Source organism: Thalassotalea euphylliae, assembly GCF_003390375.1.
Classification (GTDB): domain Bacteria; phylum Pseudomonadota; class Gammaproteobacteria; order Enterobacterales; family Alteromonadaceae; genus Thalassotalea_F; species Thalassotalea_F euphylliae_A.
Genome location: NZ_QUOT01000002.1, coordinates 19,184 through 37,886, shown reverse-complemented (window position 1 = coordinate 37,886; position 18,703 = coordinate 19,184). Strand labels below are relative to the sequence as shown.

Genomic DNA, 18,703 nt, shown 5'->3' with positions numbered 1-18,703 from the left:
GTTGTTATACGTTTATGTAAAGATTGGCGCTAGTTTTACGCTTATCTACACGAGATTAACTATCTGAGCTCAGCTATGTAAGCTTAATTGTGCGCACCATAGGTGAAATTCTCTCGTAAATCTGAGTGCGCTTGCAAGCATAGTTTGTTAGGTAGATCTTTTTGCTTAAATATCGAGCGAAAGGATCATATAAAACAACATTAAAGCCGATTTAGCGCTGGTGAGATTTTTTCTTCGTGAGTATAATCGGGGCGCTTGAAAAAAATATACGGATCATGAATGAAGAACATCGAAATAGACGAAGAGCTATATCAATATATTGCCAGTCAAACTCAATTTATTGGCGAAAGTGCCTCTTCTATTTTACGTCGTCTGCTTGCTATTGATACTGCTGTGCAGACCTCTCCGAAGCCAAAATCTCAGTCAAACTCGGTTGACTCAAATTCCGTTAACTCAGAGCCTGCAGCTAAAACAGTTGAGGCACCGGCTAAGAAGCCAAAAGGAACAGTTTTCGATCATATCAATAAAGAAGAGTTAGCAACACAACGTGGTGCGGTAGGTCGCTTTTTGTTGATTCTCCAAGCTCTATACCGTGTTCATCAAGACGAATTTAATGTGGTCAGCGATATTCGTGGCCGTGATCGTCTTTATTTTGCTGACAACGAGAGTGCATTGGCCGAAAGTGGCAGCAGTACGAAGCCTCGTCAAATACCAGATAGCCCATATTGGGTTATTACTAACTCAAATACGACGCGAAAGAAAATGATGCTCACTGAGGTGGCTGTCGCTCTAGGATACTCAGATAAAGATGCTGAACGCATTCGCGAATTGCTTTCGTAAAGTGTATGAGTAAGGTGAATGGGCAAAGTGAACGGATAAATTGGATAGATTAAGCAACACTTCAATTACACGTGTCAGGTTGCCAATCATTGTTTAATGTATTGAAACACCAAAACTAACGTATTTCTTAAATATCAAGAATTAAGTGCTAACTCTGAGTCACCATTAAGGGAACAATATGACGGTACATGAACGAGCAGGTCAAGTATCTTTGCCAGAAGACAGAATTAACATCGCAAAAGTAGTTTCTGATTACTTTTTCACTCAACCTGATAGCAGTATCGCTGCACAAAAGGTTAGTTTTGGTACTTCTGGTCATCGCGGTAGCTCACTAAAAGCGAGTTTTAATGAGTACCATATTTTAGCCATATGTCAGGCTGTCGTGGAGTACCGCAAGGCTCAAGGTTTTAGCGGTCCACTGTATCTTGGTAAAGACACGCATGCGTTATCTGAACCTGCTTTTAATTCAGCACTCAGTGTACTTATCGCCAATGATGTAGATGTTGTTGTTCAGCAAGATTTAGGCTTTACTCCAACGCCAGTGATTTCTCGTTTAGTTATTAGCCACAATAAAACGGAAGAGACGGTTGCTGATGGCTTGATTATTACTCCTTCACATAATCCACCTCAAGACGGTGGTATTAAGTACAACCCACCACATGGCGGACCAGCTGAGGGTGAAATTACCAAGCAAATAGAAGCTCGCGCCAACGAAATTTTGGCTGCCGATTTAGAAGATGTACTCGATTTACCACTTAGCGAGGCAATGGCTTCTGAACGTTTAATCAAACGTGACTTTGTCACTGAATATGTAGAACAACTTGACCAAGTGCTGGACATGCAAGCGATTGCGAAAGCTGGTGTGACTATTGGTGTTGACCCACTAGGTGGCTCAGGTATTGATTACTGGCCAGTCATTGCTAAGCGCTATGGCATCAATATTAAGGTGGTAAACAAGGCGGTTGATCCAAGCTTTGCGTTTATGCCACTTGATAAAGATGGCAAAATCCGCATGGACTGTTCTTCACCTTATGCCATGGCCGGCCTAATTTCGCTAAAAGACGAATTTGACGTTGCCGTGGGCAATGATCCTGACTTTGATCGCCATGGCATTGTCACTAAGTCTGGTGGTTTAATGAATCCAAACCACTATTTAGCGGTTTCTATTCATTATTTAATGACACACCGAGACTGGCCAGAAAGTGCCAAAATTGGCAAAACTCTTGTTTCAAGCTCTTTAATTGACCGAGTTGCCAAAGATTTAGATAAGCAACTGTCAGAAGTGCCAGTAGGCTTTAAATGGTTTGTTGATGGTTTGCATCAAGCAAGTTATGCCTTTGGCGGAGAAGAAAGTGCTGGTGCATCTTTTATTGCTCGCGATGGCAGCTGTTGGACAACGGATAAAGACGGCTTCATTATGGCGCTATTAGCGGCAGAAATTTTAGCGGTAACAGGCAAAGATCCCTATCAGCATTTCCTTGCGCTTGCCGAAAAATTGGGGACACCAAGTTATGGCCGCGTTGAGGCGGTTGCTAATGCCAAGCAAAAATCTGTGCTAACCCAGTTACAGCCTGAATCAATTACCGCCACTGAGCTTGCAGGCGAGCCGATCGTGAGTAAGCTCAGTCATGCACCTGGTAACAATGCGGCAATTGGTGGCCTTAAGGTAGAAACCGCCAATGGCTGGTTCGCAGCGCGCCCATCAGGGACAGAAGAAATCTATAAGATCTACGCCGAAAGCTTTATTGATGAAGCTCATTTACAGCAAATTATTGCTGATGCGCAAGTCATGGTGAGCGATATTTTTGCCAAGGCAGGGATCTAATGTCTCCCAAGCTTTCTGCCTTTGCTGAGGTGATTGCGAAAGCAAACGACGCGCTGATGGCAAAACATCAGCGCTTGGATACATTAATGGGCATTATTGACAAGGCGCTGCGACAACAAGGCATGGCTGCTGATGCGATCACCATAGATGCCCCGTCACTTGATAAGAAAATCGTGTTTTTACTGCCGGATGTCGAACCAGAGCAAGTGGAAGTCGCCTATGGCAATAAAGCTGGGGACATTCATCGCAAAGAGCGTGTAGCAATTGCCAACTTGGACATTGAGCAAGCGCAGTTAATGATGGAAAGCTATTTCTTTACTCATTAGCGCCAAGCTTAGTGCAGAAAACAGCATAAAAAAAGCCAAAAACGTAAACAATTCCGTTCAAGCTAACAGCGCGTGAGCGCTTCCATTACGCTTACTATCCTTTCGCAGCGCTTTGCTATCGAATACAATAAGCTGGCAATTATTCTCCCAACGTGGTTAGTAGTATCAACTAGCCATTGATGTCAAAATTACTAGAAAAAAAAGATAAATCGTGAGCCCATCATCTAACGTTAAGCAACCTATCTGTGAGTCTATGAAACAGCAACTACTACAAAGCGGTGACTTTTTATCACTGACACGCAACCATGAATGGTCACTTCCAGCACCTTTTAGTTTCGAAGTAACCCATCAAGCTTCAAACACTAAGTCACTTGTTTCTGTACTTGATACTGGCATTATTACTTTTGAGCCTATCGACAGAAAAACCAAAAAAGACATTGTTTTATCGAGCGCCGTTCATGGCAATGAAACAGCGCCAATCGAAATATGCGCTGACATTATTAGGCAGTTAATCAAGGGTGAGTTGGCATTAGCTGAACGTGTATTATTTTTATTTGGTAACCCTGCGGCGATCAATATTGCTGAGCGTTTTGTAGAAGAGAATCTTAATCGACTCTTTTCTGGTGCACATAGCGAAGGTGATGTGCGAAATAAAGAGCGCGATCGCGCAAAAGCACTCGAGCAAGCGGTAACCAACTTCTTTACTCAATTAGGGGAGCACAACTTGTGCGAAGAGGGCGAACGCGAGCGTTACCACTATGACTTGCACACCGCCATTCGCGGCTCTAAAAACGATAAGTTCGCGGTTTATCCGTTCCGACATGGCGAGCCTTGGAAGAAGTCGCAACTTTGCTTCTTACAAGCATGTGATGTTTCAACTATTTTATTGTCTCATTCTCCGACAACTACGTTTAGCTATTTTTCTTCAAATAACTTTGGCGCCGATGCATTTACTGTAGAGCTGGGCAAAGTTATGCCATTTGGTCAAAATGATATGGCTAAATTCACCAAAGTGAAAGAGACATTAACGAAATTTGTTTCAGGTCAGCCGCTTGAGCTAGCTGAGTTTGACGAAAGCACATTTGATATTTTTGAAATTGATCAAACCATCAACAAGCACACGGAAGGTTTTGTCTTAAACTTTGCAGATGACGCGGAAAACTTTACTGATTTTCCAGTTGGCTATGTGCTTGCCACCGATGGCAATATTGAACATAAAGTACGCACACAAGGAGAAGCTATCATCTTCCCGAATGCGAATGTGGCACTTGGCCAACGTGCATTACTGACGGTTAAACCAACGACCATTGAGTAGCCGATAACCAACCGTCAAACAGCGTTCAAAGCCCCATTTTATGGGGCTTTTTTGATTATTTTATAGCGATATATAAACTGACTTCACTTACTTAACTGTAAACATTTCTGTTCAAATTTTCTGCTCAAAAACATCTCATTCTCGTCGCTCTCTTGAATGTAAGTTTACGTAAAGGTAAATTTTTAGCGGTTACAACAAGCGATACTACAGAGCACCAATGCACTCGTATTCGTCAGCCACATAATTAAAAAATAAGGCTATAACGAGCGAGGAGTCAGGCAGTTAACACATTCAAAAATATAACTCGTTAACTCACTGAATAAGCGTCTGCAATCGAAAGTCATTAAGAACTCAAGTGCGGTCGCTATATAGCGTATTTAGGTGTAGTACGAAGCATCAAAGGCCTTGCAAAGTAATAATGAATGGCTTGGCCTTAGCTCGTGATATTTCTGGCAATTAGCTGAAGTTTCATCGAGTTAACTATACTTATTATTACGCTTGGTATAAGCCTAGTGATGAGTGCGGCAGCTCTGTAGTGAAATGCAGGCCATAACCCCAAATTGGCGGTTATGGCCTGCCTAAACAAGAGAACAATATGAACGCTAGAACACATATGCCTAAAAAGTACCCAAGCGGTGCTGAGGTTCATAGTCCGGCCTTTATCGATGGCCATTCAGTTGCTATTCCTATTTTAAAGATCCTAAAAGAAGACGGCACACTTTACCCGAGTGCCGATTTACCTGAGCTTGATCAAGCAAAAGCTGAAAAGGTTTACCGTGCATTTGCTTTTCATCGTGTGCTTGACGAGCGCATGATTGCTGCCCAGCGTCAGGGGCGCATTAGTTTTTACATGACCGCGTTAGGGGAGGAAGCAACAACTGTTGGCGGCGCGGCGGCATTAGAACCGCAAGATATGATCATGGCGCAGTATCGCGAGCAAGGCTGTTTAATTTACCGTGGTTTTTCCTTAGAAGACTTTATGAATCAGATGTTTTCAAATGAAAAAGATCTAGGTAAAGGTCGTCAAATGCCGATTCATTACGGCTCTAATGAATTAAACTACATGACGATATCATCACCGCTAGGCACACAAATTCCACAAGCGGCCGGTTATGCTTATGGTCAAAAACTGCAAGGGAAAGACGCCGTAACCTTGTGTATGTTTGGTGAAGGTGCAGCATCAGAAGGTGATTTTCATGCTGGTCTGAATATGGCAGCCGTTCATCAAGCCCCCGTAATCTTCTTTTGTCGAAACAATGGCTACGCCATTTCAACACCATCTGATGAGCAATACGTAGGTAATGGTATTGCCTCGCGTGGTGTCGGTTATGGTATGAAAACGATCCGCATAGACGGTAATGACGTTTTGGCGGTAATGAAAGCCATGCAGTTGGCACGTAGTTACGCGCTAGAGCACCAAGCACCTGTGCTTATAGAGGCGATGTCTTATCGTTTGGGCGCCCATTCAACATCAGATGACCCGTCAGGCTATCGCAGCAAAGAAGAAGAGGCGAAATGGCAAGCGCACGATCCTATTGCGCGTTTTAAAACTTGGTTAATAAACCAAAAGTGGTGGGATGATGCGCGTGACAAAACGCTATATGAATCCTTGCGCGAAGAAATTCTAGCGGCGGTAAAAGTTGCAGAAAAAGTTGCAAAACCACCGGTTGAAGACTTAGTCACCGATGTCTATGACCAAGTGCCGAAACATCTCGAAAAACAATTAACAGATCTAAAAGAGCACATTAACAAATATCCAGAAGCCTATCCGTTTACCGCAGGGAGATTTTAACCATGGCGCAAATGAATTTATTGCAAGCGATCAATAACGCGCTTGATATCGCCATGGCTGAAGACGATAGCACTTTGTGCTTTGGTGAGGACGTTGGTCACTTTGGTGGCGTTTTTCGAGCAACTTCTGGCTTGCAAGAGAAATATGGCAAAGCACGCTGTTTTAATACGCCACTTGCGGAGCAGGGGATTGTGGGGTTTGCCAATGGACTAGCTGCGCAAGGTAGCCGTCCGGTCGCGGAAATACAATTTGCTGATTATATCTTCCCAGCGTTTGATCAAATTGTGAATGAATCTGCCAAGTTTCGTTACCGCAGTGGTAATGAATTCAATGTCGGTCGGCTTACCATCCGCACCCCCTATGGCGGTGGTATTGCCGGCGGCTTGTATCACAGCCAATCACCAGAGGCATATTTTGCGCACACGCCGGGTTTAAAAATTGTTGTGCCGCGTAACCCGTATCAAGCAAAGGGACTGTTGTTGGCGTCAATTCGCGATGACAACCCAGTCATTTTCTTTGAACCTAAACGCTTGTACCGCGCCTCAGTAGGAGAGGTACCAGAAGACGATTATCAGTTGCCCATTGGCAAAGCGGAAGTGATCAGCCAAGGGAGTGATATCACCTTACTTGGTTGGGGGGCGCAAATGGAAGTCATTGAAAAAGCTGCGGAGTTGGCTGCCAATGAGGGAATTTCGTGTGAGCTAATTGACTTGCGTTCTATTCTGCCTTGGGATGTGGAAACCGTCGCTCAATCTGTGATGAAAACGGGGCGATTGTTAATCAGCCATGAAGCATCAATAACAGGTGGCTTTGCTGGTGAAGTGGCGGCGACTATTCAAGATGAGTGCTTTTTGCATTTAGAGTCACCAATAGCACGAGTTTGCGGTGTCGATACGCCGTATCCACTATCACTTGAAAAAGAACATATGGCTGATCATCTTAAGATTTTCGAAGCTATTAAACGCAGCGTGCATTACTAAAGGTAGGATAGCAAATGAGCATAGATTTTATTTTACCGGACATTGGCGAAGGCATTGTCGAATGCGAATTAGTGGAATGGTTGGTCGCAGAGGGTGAGAAGATTGAAGAAGATCAACCCATTGCGGATGTGATGACAGATAAAGCCTTAGTGCAAATTCCCGCCATGCATGCTGGCGTGGTCGACAAACTATATTATCAACAAGGCGAGATTGCCAAAGTACATGAGCCTTTGTTTGCCATGACACCTTTCGATGGTTATACAACAAGTGCTGACAATGAATCAAATGGTGTTGTTTCAATGTCTGAAACTCATCAAGGAGCCTCGCTCGCCAAGCAAAAAACAAATGAAAGCGTTAAAGGCTCGCAATTATTGGATGCTGGCTTAAACCTATTAGACTCTTTAGCGTCTGATGAGGGTACGAGCGACGAACAGCAAACAGATGAACCGTTAGATTCAGCGAATCAAGTTGCTGCCAATGAACCGCAATCTGCGGGCATCTCAGAAGACTTTATTTTGCCTGATATTGGTGAGGGCATTGTTGAGTGTGAAATTGTTGAATGGTTAGTCGCTGAAGGTGATGTGATTGAGGAAGATCAACCTGTTGCTGATGTGATGACAGATAAAGCACTTGTGCAGATCCCAGCAATTTGTGCTGGTACTGTCGTTAAGCTTTATTACGCCAAAGGTGATATTGCCAAAGTTCATGCACCACTTTTTGCTATTGCGCCAAGTGGCAATGTTGAGAGTGGTAATGGTGTGAGTGGCAATATTGCTAGCCATGACGAAAAAAAGGAAAAAGAAAAATTACTTGAAACCGCTAACGAAAATCATCAGGCAGATGTTCAGTCAGCAATTGCGACTCTAGCAGGAAAAAGTAACGTACAAATTGCCAGTACTGATGTTGCACAAAACGGTAAAAAAGCTCTGGCTAGCCCCGCCGTTAGACGAGTTGCACGCGAGTTAGACATTAATATTCATCAAGTGCAGGGCTCTGGTAAAAAAGGTCGAGTATATAAAGAAGACGTTATTCGTTTTAGCCAGGTTAAAGTGGAGCAGGAACATGCTACACAGCCCCAAACAAGTCAGCCAGAATCTACTAGCAGTAAGTCAACTACTGTTGGCGGTAAGCGTGTTGAGGCAATTCGCGGTGTTAAAGCGGCGATGGCGAAAGCCATGGTAGATTCCGTTACTAGTATTCCTCACTTTACCTATTGCGAAGAACTGGATTTGACTGAGTTAATCGCGCTACGTCAGCAACTTAAAACGCAATACGCTAAACAAAATGTCAAACTTACCTTGATGCCATTTTTTATGAAGGCGATGTCTATGGCACTTGCCGAGTATCCGCTGATGAATACTCAAGTTAATGATGATTGCAGCGAGATCACCTATTTTGAAGATCACAATATCGGCATGGCAGTAGATTCCAAAATCGGCTTGTTAGTGCCAAACGTAAAACAGGCGCAAACAAAATCAATCCTTGAGCTGGCGTTAGATATTGCAAGACTAACTGAGCAGGCGCGAGCAGGGCGCGTTAACCGAGAAGATTTGACCGGCGGAACTATCTCTATTTCCAACATTGGTGCGATAGGTGGCACTGTCGCAACTCCAATTATTAATAAACCAGAAGTCGCAATTGTCGCTTTGGGTAAAGTGCAGAAGTTACCGCGTTTCAATGAAAGTGGGGAAGTGGAAGCGCGCGAAATTATGCAAATTAGTTGGTCTGGTGATCACCGCGTTATCGATGGTGGCACGATTGCAAGGTTTACTAACGCATGGAAAGCGCTTCTCGAAAATCCAAACCGAATGCTGGTAAATCTTCGCTAGCGCGCATTATTTGCAAAATAAGATTAGGCAAAAAAAGCTCTGCTAAGTAATGCTTAGCAGAGCTAAAGGCGAGCTTTTCGTAGCGATTACAAGGAAGCGATAGCATAGAAAAGTGCGCTGGGATTAATGTCCAGAAAGAATCCGATAAAGAATAAAAGTACAACAGTTAAGCATTAAGCTTGGTAACCTTACTCTTTATTGTTGGTTGCAATGCTGACTAGCAATCACTTATCCAACGGGTCACAGGTTAGCGTAGCATTATGACAGTTATGTGACGTTGGAAATGAAATTGTAGTCACATCCTGTTATTAACAGATGCGATATTTGCGATGCTCGGCTGTTCAGCTTTGAGTTGATGGTGTTGACATTATGCACGCTGATGAACAATCTAGTTGTCTAATAATTACCTAACAATTATATAGTGCAAACAAAGCAGTGCTTAAACGCACTTAATTTATCGAAGACTAAGCATAGTCTTTGCCCGATACAATTCTATGACGACTGGCGAATGTGACAAGAAAAAAACTACAACACTTTTATATTGCCGAAGAGCAATCTATCTATTTGCTAAGTCACAAAGATGCGACCAAGTTAAAGACTTGGGTTGAATTGTGTCAGCAGCAGTTAAATCTATTGGGTTACAACAATATCAAATTGATAGGTAAAGGAGCCTACGGTTTCGTGTTTTCTGGTCAAGGAGAAGCCTTGCCAGATCATCAAAACCAAGAACACCAAAATCTAGAAGATCAAATCCCAGAAGACAAGCGTGATAAACAGGGGAGCCATCAGTTACAAGACTTTGTGTTTAAATTTTCTCGATTAACCTTACCTCAGCATGTACAAGATAGATTCGAAGAAGAAGCGCATATGCAGCGTCAAATTTGTCACCCGCAAGTGCCAAAGGTTATTGAATATCGAAAAATAAAGCGCCAATCTGTAGTGCAAATGACGCGAGCTCCAGGCATTAACCTAGAACAATATTCCCATCAGCACGGGCCAATTCCTCCTGAGCAAATAGTACGGTTCGCGATTCAACTGATTGAGCTATTAACATGTTTGCGCGGCAACAAACAAAATGGTGAGGCTAAGCCGATTGTACACGGCGATATTAAGCCATCTAATTTAGTGTTTGATGAGCATACAGGGCAACTGCATTTAGTGGACTGGGGCTCAGCCGTTTACGCACAGATAGATGCGCAGGGACAGACCACCGCAAATAATGTCATGGATTTAATGAGTGGTGATTTGCAGCATACCAATGCTCGCTTGGGTGATATTTATTTTATCGGACCAGAACAAATCAATGGGGAGCTTTCTAGTCCTCGTTTTGACGAACAAGGAGCAGCCGCTACTTTATATGCGCTCGCATCAGGCCAATCCAGCCGTTATGGCAAACTAGTGATCCCAGCCAGCAGTTTAGGCTTGCCTAAGCCGCTGGCGCAAGTGCTCGACGGCATGTTGAGTGAAGACGTGAAAACAAGGCAGCAAGCGGGTGATTACTTTCTAAAGCAAGTAGGTTTTTTTAAAAAATTAGTGCTCGCTGATATGCCTACTGAGCAAGTAATTGAACCATTAATTCCGGTTTGGGTGAGAAATAGTGAAGCGCTAATTGATACGGTTGTTTATGGCTCGCGAAAATCTTTCTTACGCGAGCAAAGCGATGACGAGTCTTTAACAGATGTCGATGATGCTCAGTTAGAAAAATATTATAAAAACTATCTGAGCGGTATGGGAGATAACGAAAAAGCCTTTGTTGCAGCAGTTAGTCGGCTGGGTAATTTTCCGGTTGTTGGTGGTTTAGCAGTGCGCTGGCAAAAAGAAGGCGTTTATATCGACTCCAATTTAACCTTGTTTGATCCATCACTGAAAAAGTCTTTTCAAAGCGCCGTCAATAACATGATTTATTTAGCGCAGGGCATATTTCGCATCGGTATGTTTAAAAGCTGTTTATTTAATGCCCGTACCACCTTGCACATTGAGCGAGAGAACGAACAAGAGCCGTTTATCGCCAATGAGGAAATGACCATTCCTTTTGATGTGAGTGTCGTACCAGAACTTGATGATGAAACTAGGCTTCACTCCTATTTTGAAGACGGTAAAGACCCTGATGAATATTTGCGCCTACCTGATGAAATTATGGCAGAGCTTGCCAAAATGAACCTTATTCATCATACCGGCTGTATTATTTTCGAAGTATTACCAACTCACCTTAAAATTCATAGCTACCTGATGCTACTGAATCACGAAAAACAAGCGGAATTCACTAAACACCTTCATAATATTCTAAAACTGTTACCAAATATTAGTGGCTTAGGCATATCTGGCTTTATGAAGCTACCCTATAAAGATACGCGGTTTTTTGAGCATATTAGTCAGTTGCCAGATAAGTTTTATCCAAAAAATCCCAAATTACGCTAGCTGATTTTGGCAGCTTCAATAATGCAACAAGGAGTACAACAGTGAGTGATGAGAATTTAGGCGCTATTGCTTGGCTTGATCTAACGGTTGAAAACGCTCAGCAAACACGAGACTTCTATCAACAAGTTGTTGGCTGGCATGCTCAATCCGTTGATATGGATGGTTATCAAGATTACGCCATGGCGCCAACAAAAACAGGTGAGCCTGTCGCTGGTATTTGTCATGCGCGAGGTGCAAACGCCGACTTACCCGCAATGTGGTTACCTTACTTTTTAGTTAACAATGTCGAACAAGCTGCGGCTGATGTAAAAGCACTGGGTGGCGTTTTGTGTACGCAAATTAAAACCATGGGTAACGACAGATTTGTGGTCATTAAAGATCCAGCAGGTGCTGCTTGTGCACTTTATCAGCAAGGCTCAAGTTGATTGATTAGCTTTGCTGTATATACTTTTTGTTACCGTTGTTAATGGCTTGTAAGCGTGGTTTATTCAAATTATTAAGAAGCCGTATAACCTAAGGGTATGGATTGATAAATTATTCTTATTAGTAAAGAAGTTGCTTGTCATCTAATTTTAAATAAGCGAATAAAAATAAAGCAATCTACTTATTGCACAGCGTTGAAAATTAATAACTAAGAACTCTGTTAGAGCGAACAAATAGTGGGAAAGTATCACATGTTTAAGTTAAAGAAAGTCTCAGAATCTTTATTGTTGGCAATAGCCAGTTACGGTATGGCAACTACGGTAAGTTACGCACAAGAAGCTCCTCAAGAAGAAGAGATTGAACGTATCTCGATTGTTGGTTCGAATATTAAGCGAGCTTCTGACATTGGTGCTTTGCCTGTCACAGCGATGACAGAGCAAGACATTGAAAATACCGCAGCTGTAACTGGTGATGAACTATTGCGTTCAATCCCACAAATTGGGGAAGTGAACTTTGGTGCTTCAACTGGTAATGGTGGTGTGAATGATGCGCGGGGTGATGTTTCATCGATTAACTTACGCGGTGTCGGCACAGGTAACACACTAACCTTGTTAAATGGCCGCCGTTTGGTTACTCACCCAGGCACTCAGTCAGAGAATTTTGTTCCTGTTTCTACAGTTAACTCGAATACCTTGCCTGTTTCAGGCCTTCGTTCACTAGAAATATTACGTGATGGTGCGGCAGCGATTTATGGTTCAGATGCCGTTGCAGGTGTTGTGAACTATGCACTACAAGATGATTATGAAGGCAATAAATTAAGCCTTTCTTACGGCCAGTCTGAAGGCACGCCGTTAGACGAGTTGACATTTAGCTACTTAACGGGCTTTGATATTGGTGATAAAACTCATGTTACAGCCTCTGTCGCTTACTACAGCCGTGACGGTATGATGGCAAGCGAGCGCAGATATTCACGCAGCCATGATCTCAGAAACTTCCCAACGTTGCCTGAAGAGTTTATTGGCGATACCCAACTCGACAATAGAACCACTGCAACTCCATGGGGTGATTTTGTGTCGGATTCACTTGGCCGTTTCCACTTGCAGCCAGCGGATATGGCACCTGGCGACTGTGTGGTTGACTTAGCAGGTGGTGTTTGTGCCGATAGTGGCAGTTTCCCTCGTGATTTACGTTTTGACCGCGGTACAACTCGTTCGTTAGTGTCAGATGTTGATCGTTTTAATTTCTACACCTATATCACTCATGATTTAGGCAATGATATGGAGTTATTTGCTGAGGCTATTTATTACGAAGCCAATGCAGAGCGAACTCGTGAACAAACACCAAACTTAACCTCTCAGCGTTTTACGGTAGCAGCAGATGCGGCATTTAACCCGTTTGGCGAAGAAGTGCTAGTGCGCAGCTATCGTCCATTAGATGCTGGCCCTCGTAATATCGAGGTTGATGACACAAGTTATCGTGCATTACTTGGCTTAAAAGGTGAGTGGGGCGATTGGTATTGGGAAACAGCAGCTTTCTACACGGCAGCGGAAACCAATGATAAAGCCAATCGCGTAAATGCTATTTTATTCCAAGAAGCAGTAAACAGTACTGACCCTTCTACTGCCTATAACATCTTTACTGGTGGCGACGTTAACAATCCTAATGAAGGTGATTCGACGCTTAACCCACAAAGTGTTATCGATTCATTTATTACCACAGTGCGTCGTGACTCTGAAACTGAACTTGCTTCAATCGATTTCAAAGCCAGTAATGAAGCGCTATTTAGCCTGCCGACAGGTGATGTGGGTGTGGCACTTGGTTTAGAATTTAGACATGAAGGCTTTGAAGACGACCGCGATCCACTACTTGATGGTAGCAGCCCGTTTACTAACCTAGTTACAGGTGCAACACGTCAAGACGCGAGTAGCGTTTTAGGTAGTAGCCCAACACCGGACTCTAAAGGTAGCCGCAATGTCACATCAGCATTTGTTGAATTTATTGCGCCGCTAATTGATAGTGACTCTCAATACCTAGAAATGCAGTTAGCTGCACGATACGAGGACTTTTCTGATGTTGGTGGCAGTGGCCTAAAACCTAAAGTGGCATTATTTTGGGTACCAGCAGATTGGATTAGCTTACGTGCATCATATGCTGAAGGCTTTAGAGCGCCAGGTCTACCGCAAGTAACGGCTGAAGGTGTACCAAGAGCCAATACCATTTATGACCCAGTTCAAGACAGAAGTTACTCAGTTGTCGATGTACGTAGTGGTACTACAGACTTAGAGCCAGAAGATGACGAAAACACATCATTCGGTATTGTGCTTGAGCCAACTGAAAGCTTAACCATTACGGCGGACTGGTGGAAAATAGAGCAAGAAGACTTGGTGGGTATTTTACCTGGAGCTTCACACCTAGCGTTAGATTTTGTGCGCCGCTCGCAAGGTTCAACCAACTCAGCGGTAGAGCGTGATCCAGTAAGCGGTGACGTAATTCGTATTAATAATGAATATTTGAATTTAGGTAAGCGTGAAATATCAGGTATTGATTTCAGTGTGATTTACGACTTTGAAACGGACTTTGGTGACTTTGAGTTTACCGTTAACGCTGCACACTTGAAGAAATTTGACCAAGAACCAAGCGATATTGATAGCGAGCTAATTGCTTTTAACGAAGCTGGTGGCTTCCCGCAGCCAATCGTTATTCAAGGTGCTGGTGACTTGCTTAAACAAAATGGTCGCCCAGAATGGCGTGGCCGTGCATCAATTAACTGGCGCTATGAGCAATGGGGTGCAGGTATTAACTCTAACTATGTAGGCTCTGTGATTGATACCTCAACTACTGCGACTGTTGATGGCGAAGTGATTGAATTACCAGTTGATAGCATGACCACAACTAATGTGTATGTTGACTACCGTATAGAAGGTAGTGATAGCCTATTAGATGGCAGTAAAATACGCTTCACGGTTCGTAACATTTCCGACCAAGAGCCACCGCTAGCGGATGAGCTTGCCCATGGTTACTTTGGTGCCTTGCACTCGAACCGTGGTCGTTACTTCAACTTGAGCTACTCAAAAGAGTTCTAGTCGACGGAAACTTTAAGTAACGAAAAATGCGACTCTAAACGGCCTAATGTGAAAACATTAGGCCGTTTTTTATTGCCAAATACTCAACACCTTATGTTGAATATCAATAGTAATTGAGTTGTGTACGTAACTGTTGTCAACAAGCCTGATATATAGACTCGTAGGTAAACTCTATGCGTTGAGATTTGATGTTTACCTGCTATACCTATAAGGGGAAATAGATTAAGCGAGAATGGTTATGGCAGCGTGCGGCGGAACAGTTCAAAGTAACGGAACGGGTCGGGCTTCAGGAAAATGGAAAGCCTATCGAAAAGCGTTAAATCACTTTATGAGTAACGGTCAGCAGCTTTGTTCGACCAAGCAATGTCAGCAAGGTAATTGCACTTTTCACCTATCAGCAGCTCAATTTGAGGCAATAGAGGTTCAAGATCCGCAGCAGATAGGTGATAAGGTTCAAATTAGTGTACGTGGTGAAGGTTCTTGTATTTGTAGCTAATTCTGCACGCTAACCTATCTTTTTCTTGCTGTTTTAGCTGTGCGCGTCGTAATTATCACCCGTGCTAATCGGTAAAAATAAGGTTTGATAAAGGCGCGTTGCGTAACCGTCAGTCATGCCGGCGACATAATCAGCGATTACACGATAGGCATTTTCACCATTGTCGCTCGCTGCTCGCCAACGCTTAGCTGTGCTTGTTGGCAGTAAACGTTCTGGGTCTGACGAAAGTGCTTCGAATAATTCCATCACCACTTGTTGGCCTCGATATTCAATACGCTGAATAGCTGGCAGCCTAACAACAAAAGTTAAAACGAAGTTTTTAAAAATATCGAGCACGTTTGCCTGCTCTTCAGGCAGTTTAGCATTATATCTTAACAGCGGCTCAGCAAACTCTTGCGCATTTGTGTTGACCGGAAGTAACTCGATAGCCGTGATTAAGTAGTTGACGAGTCCGCCGATGGCGTCCTTTTGCAAATAATGATGCTCAGAAAAGAGTTTATCGGTTAACCCATCGCAATAGTTGGCCAGCCAGCCTTCGCCACTATCGAGCAAAGGTTTAATTACGTATTCGTCAAAATCATTGCGGTTAACAACCCCAGTTACAATGGCATCTTCTAGATCATGAATTCCATAGGCAATATCGTCAGCTAGCTCCATTATCGAACAGTCCAACGATTTATAGCAGGTTCTGCTATGCATGTTGTCACGTGTCACTATGGTTTGGAATAAGTCTCTATCATTGGATGAAAGTGGCGCGAGTATCCAATCAATAATGTCACTGTCATCTTGATATAACCCTTTAGGCGGGTGCCAATGGCGCGCTTGCAATTGACGATAACTAACAGGTGCTTGGTTGGGAACTTTGTGCACTAAGTTGTCGATAAGTTGCGGGTATTTGATTAAACCCAGTAGTGTGCGACGCGATAAATTCATACCGTGACATTCGCTAAACGGCTCTAGGCGCGCCACAATACGTAATGTTTGCCCATTGCCTTCAAAGCCACCGTGCTTGCGCATCATATAATGCAGCGCCACTTCACCACCGTGACCAAAAGGCGGGTGCCCAATATCATGCGCCAAACAAAGTGCTTCAATTAAGGTGTCATCGTCGGGAAATAATTGCGCTGCTAAATCGGGATATTTCGACCTAAGCTGCGCAGTAATGCCAGAGCCAATTTGCGCGGCTTCAAGTGAGTGGGTTAGTCGGGTGCGGTAAAAGTCGCTTTGCCCAGAGCTGATCACTTGAGTTTTAGATTGCAGACGTCGAAACGCAGCAGAGTGCAGAATTCTGGCCCTGTCTCTTTGAAATGGACTGCGGTGATCTTGCTGGCGTTTTTTAGTGCTTGTTGAACGGCGTGCTAACCAATCTGAGTTCATAGCCTTCCTTTTCCTGTCGAAATCGAAGTTAATACTGTGCTAGCTTGACTTATTTTGACAGTAAAATGCAATACACAGAGAGGTTTAAAGCAGATTGAACAGTTATCGCGACGGTAAAAAAGCGCAAGGTGAATAAGAGAACAGACAGTTGAACTGAAGTTGAAATTGCCAAACCTTGGTAGCAACTCAAACAGTGCAAATACTATTGCCGATGAAGTGGACAAAGTATTTGTACTGTTTAGGCTTAGTCGATGGCTTTTCAGTAATAAACTATTTATTGGCGATAAATATCGCGCGTTTAGGGGCAGGGTAGCCTTCAATCGTCTTGCTTGGATCGTTCGGGTCGAGAAAATCTTTTAATGACTCAGTATCAATCCAATCTGTTTTGCGCTGTTCGGCAAGGTCGGTCACGTCGGTATTAACCATTCGAATATTGCTAAAGCCACAACGTTCAAGCCAAGCACACATGGCTTCGCCACTGGGTAAGAACCATACATTGCGCATTTTTGCGTAACGCTCGCCGGGCACTAATACAGTATTTTCATCACCATCAACAATTAAGGTTTCAAGCACTAGCTCACCACCTTTGACTAGCTGCGATTTAAGTTGATAAATAAAGTCGATAGGTGAGCGGCGATGATAAAGCACGCCCATGGCAAAAACTGTATCAAAGGCATTTAGTTCTGGTAGTTGCTCAACGCCTAATGGCAGCAGGTGAACACCGTTATCTTTGATAAAGTGTTGAATAGCTTTGAATTGGGTGACGAATAGCTGGGTTGGGTCAACGCCAACAACAAATTTCGCGCCAGCGCCGCGCATTCGCCATAAGTGATAGCCACTACCACAACCAATATCGAGTACATAACGGTTTCTAAGGTCGCTAATATGCGGTGCTAGGCGATCCCATTTAAAGTCGGAACGCCATTCAGTATCAATGTGTAGACCATGAATATGATAAGGCCCTTTACGCCAAGGTTTTAGCTTTTTCAGCATATGTTCTAGGCGTTTAAGTTGGCCAGGTTCAATTTCTTCTGCTAAACCAACGGTTACACTGTTTTTAATGTCAAGATGATTAGTTTGCGTAACGGGCAGTTGTGCAATCACTTTTTGCCATTGGGCATATTCACCGTGTAAATGATTTTTTTGCCAGTCTGTCAGTTGAGCAGGTAAGGTGTCTAACCAATGACTTAATCGGTTAGTGGCAATGGCTTGATAGAAAGAGTTGTATTGGCTCATTTATTTTTTCACCTTTTATTTAGCACCTTTAAAAGCCACGATGGATAAGAAATTAAAACACTGAAACCATTGGCTAACATTAATAAAGCCTGCTTTAGATAAGCGCTCGACATGATCTTCTAATGAATCTGGACGCATCACGTTTTCAAGGGCAGTGCGCTTTTGTGCAATTTCTAATTCGCTATAACCGTTGGCACGTTTGAAGTCGTGATGTAAATCAATCAATAACTCATTCGTTTGATCGTTTTGGTGAGCAATCTTTTCAGACAATACTAATAAACCACCCGGTTTTAAGCCTTGGTAAATCTTATTGATCAGGGCTTGGCGTTTATCGTTTTCGATAAACTGTAACGTGAAGTTAAGTACTATCATTGAAGCGTTTTTGATGTCTACGTTTTCAATGTTGTCATTAAATATTTCGACTGGTGTGTTGCCTTTAAACGCTGCGACATGCATTTGGCAGCGCTCAACCATCGCCTGAGAATTGTCAATGCCTATGATTTTCGCGTCACTGGCAGTAATGGCTCTGCGCATCGCTAAGGTAGCTGCGCCTAGCGAGCAACCTAGGTCGTAAACTGTTGAGTTGTCTTGCACATATTTCTGACTAAGACGCCCAATCGTATCAATGATGGTATTGTAGCCGGGCACTGAGCGACTGATCATATCAGGAAAAACTTCAACCACTTGCGCATCAAAGGTGAAGTCTTTCACTTGGCTATGTGGGTTTGAATAGATTAAGTCGGTGTCGTTTTTTTGCATATAA

General features: G+C 43.3%; 14 protein-coding genes. 11 read left to right on the top strand and 3 right to left on the bottom strand.

Annotation, left to right across the window (positions count from 1 at the left end):
* Positions 1–279: 279 nt before the first annotated feature.
* The 11 genes from seqA (at position 280) to DXX94_RS19225 (ending at position 15,327) form a co-directional block, all read left to right on the top strand.
* Entirely contained in the window at positions 280–840 is a 561-nt protein-coding gene (gene seqA / locus DXX94_RS18695) for a replication initiation negative regulator SeqA (protein ID WP_116018702.1), read from the top strand.
* Positions 841–1,018: 178 nt separating this feature from the next.
* Positions 1,019–2,665, top strand: coding sequence for a phosphoglucomutase (alpha-D-glucose-1,6-bisphosphate-dependent) (gene pgm, locus DXX94_RS18690; RefSeq protein ID WP_116018700.1), 1,647 nt, complete (start codon positions 1,019–1,021; stop codon positions 2,663–2,665).
* A complete protein-coding gene (locus DXX94_RS18685) occupies positions 2,665–2,991 on the top strand; it encodes a hypothetical protein (RefSeq protein ID WP_116018698.1) in 327 nt (108 codons plus the stop codon). Before pgm ends, DXX94_RS18685 begins: the two co-directional genes overlap by 1 nt.
* A 253-nt stretch (positions 2,992–3,244) precedes the next feature.
* Entirely contained in the window at positions 3,245–4,306 is a 1,062-nt protein-coding gene (astE, locus tag DXX94_RS18680) for a succinylglutamate desuccinylase (RefSeq protein WP_116018696.1), read from the top strand.
* Positions 4,307–4,901: 595 nt separating this feature from the next.
* Positions 4,902–6,098 carry a thiamine pyrophosphate-dependent dehydrogenase E1 component subunit alpha gene (locus tag DXX94_RS18675; protein WP_374188853.1) on the top strand — a complete coding sequence of 399 codons (1,197 nt, stop codon included), beginning with the start codon at positions 4,902–4,904 and terminating at the stop codon, positions 6,096–6,098.
* Positions 6,099–6,100: 2 nt separating this feature from the next.
* A complete protein-coding gene (locus tag DXX94_RS18670) occupies positions 6,101–7,078 on the top strand; it encodes an alpha-ketoacid dehydrogenase subunit beta (RefSeq protein WP_116018694.1) in 978 nt (325 codons plus the stop codon).
* Between the two features lie 14 nt (positions 7,079–7,092).
* Positions 7,093–8,907: a dihydrolipoyllysine-residue acetyltransferase gene (locus tag DXX94_RS18665; RefSeq protein ID WP_258872246.1), complete on the top strand. Its 1,815-nt coding sequence runs from the start codon at positions 7,093–7,095 to the stop codon at positions 8,905–8,907.
* 510 nt (positions 8,908–9,417) lie between these two features.
* Complete coding sequence (locus DXX94_RS18660) at positions 9,418–11,325, top strand: serine/threonine protein kinase (protein ID WP_116018692.1); 1,908 nt, start codon at positions 9,418–9,420, stop codon at positions 11,323–11,325.
* A 41-nt stretch (positions 11,326–11,366) separates the two neighbouring features.
* Positions 11,367–11,750, top strand: a complete 384-nt coding sequence (locus tag DXX94_RS18655) for a VOC family protein (protein ID WP_116018690.1) — start codon at positions 11,367–11,369, stop codon at positions 11,748–11,750.
* Between the two features lie 249 nt (positions 11,751–11,999).
* Positions 12,000–14,831 carry a TonB-dependent receptor domain-containing protein gene (locus DXX94_RS18650; RefSeq protein WP_116018688.1) on the top strand — a complete coding sequence of 944 codons (2,832 nt, stop codon included), beginning with the start codon at positions 12,000–12,002 and terminating at the stop codon, positions 14,829–14,831.
* 238 nt (positions 14,832–15,069) lie between these two features.
* The gene (locus tag DXX94_RS19225; RefSeq protein WP_116000574.1) at positions 15,070–15,327 is read left to right on the top strand and encodes a hypothetical protein; all 258 of its coding nucleotides are present in this window, start codon (positions 15,070–15,072) and stop codon (positions 15,325–15,327) included.
* A 33-nt stretch (positions 15,328–15,360) separates the two neighbouring features.
* Here DXX94_RS19225 and DXX94_RS18645 read toward each other — a convergent pair whose 3' ends face one another.
* From DXX94_RS18645 to cmoA, 3 genes are all read right to left on the bottom strand, one after another.
* Positions 15,361–16,704 carry an anti-phage deoxyguanosine triphosphatase gene (locus DXX94_RS18645; RefSeq protein ID WP_116018686.1) on the bottom strand — a complete coding sequence of 448 codons (1,344 nt, stop codon included), beginning with the start codon at positions 16,702–16,704 and terminating at the stop codon, positions 15,361–15,363.
* 270 nt (positions 16,705–16,974) lie between these two features.
* Positions 16,975–17,940, bottom strand: coding sequence for a tRNA 5-methoxyuridine(34)/uridine 5-oxyacetic acid(34) synthase CmoB (gene cmoB / locus DXX94_RS18640; RefSeq protein WP_116018684.1), 966 nt, complete (start codon positions 17,938–17,940; stop codon positions 16,975–16,977).
* A gap of 15 nt (positions 17,941–17,955) precedes the next feature.
* Positions 17,956–18,699, bottom strand: coding sequence for a carboxy-S-adenosyl-L-methionine synthase CmoA (cmoA, locus tag DXX94_RS18635; RefSeq protein ID WP_116018682.1), 744 nt, complete (start codon positions 18,697–18,699; stop codon positions 17,956–17,958).
* Between the last annotated feature and the right edge of the window lie 4 nt (positions 18,700–18,703).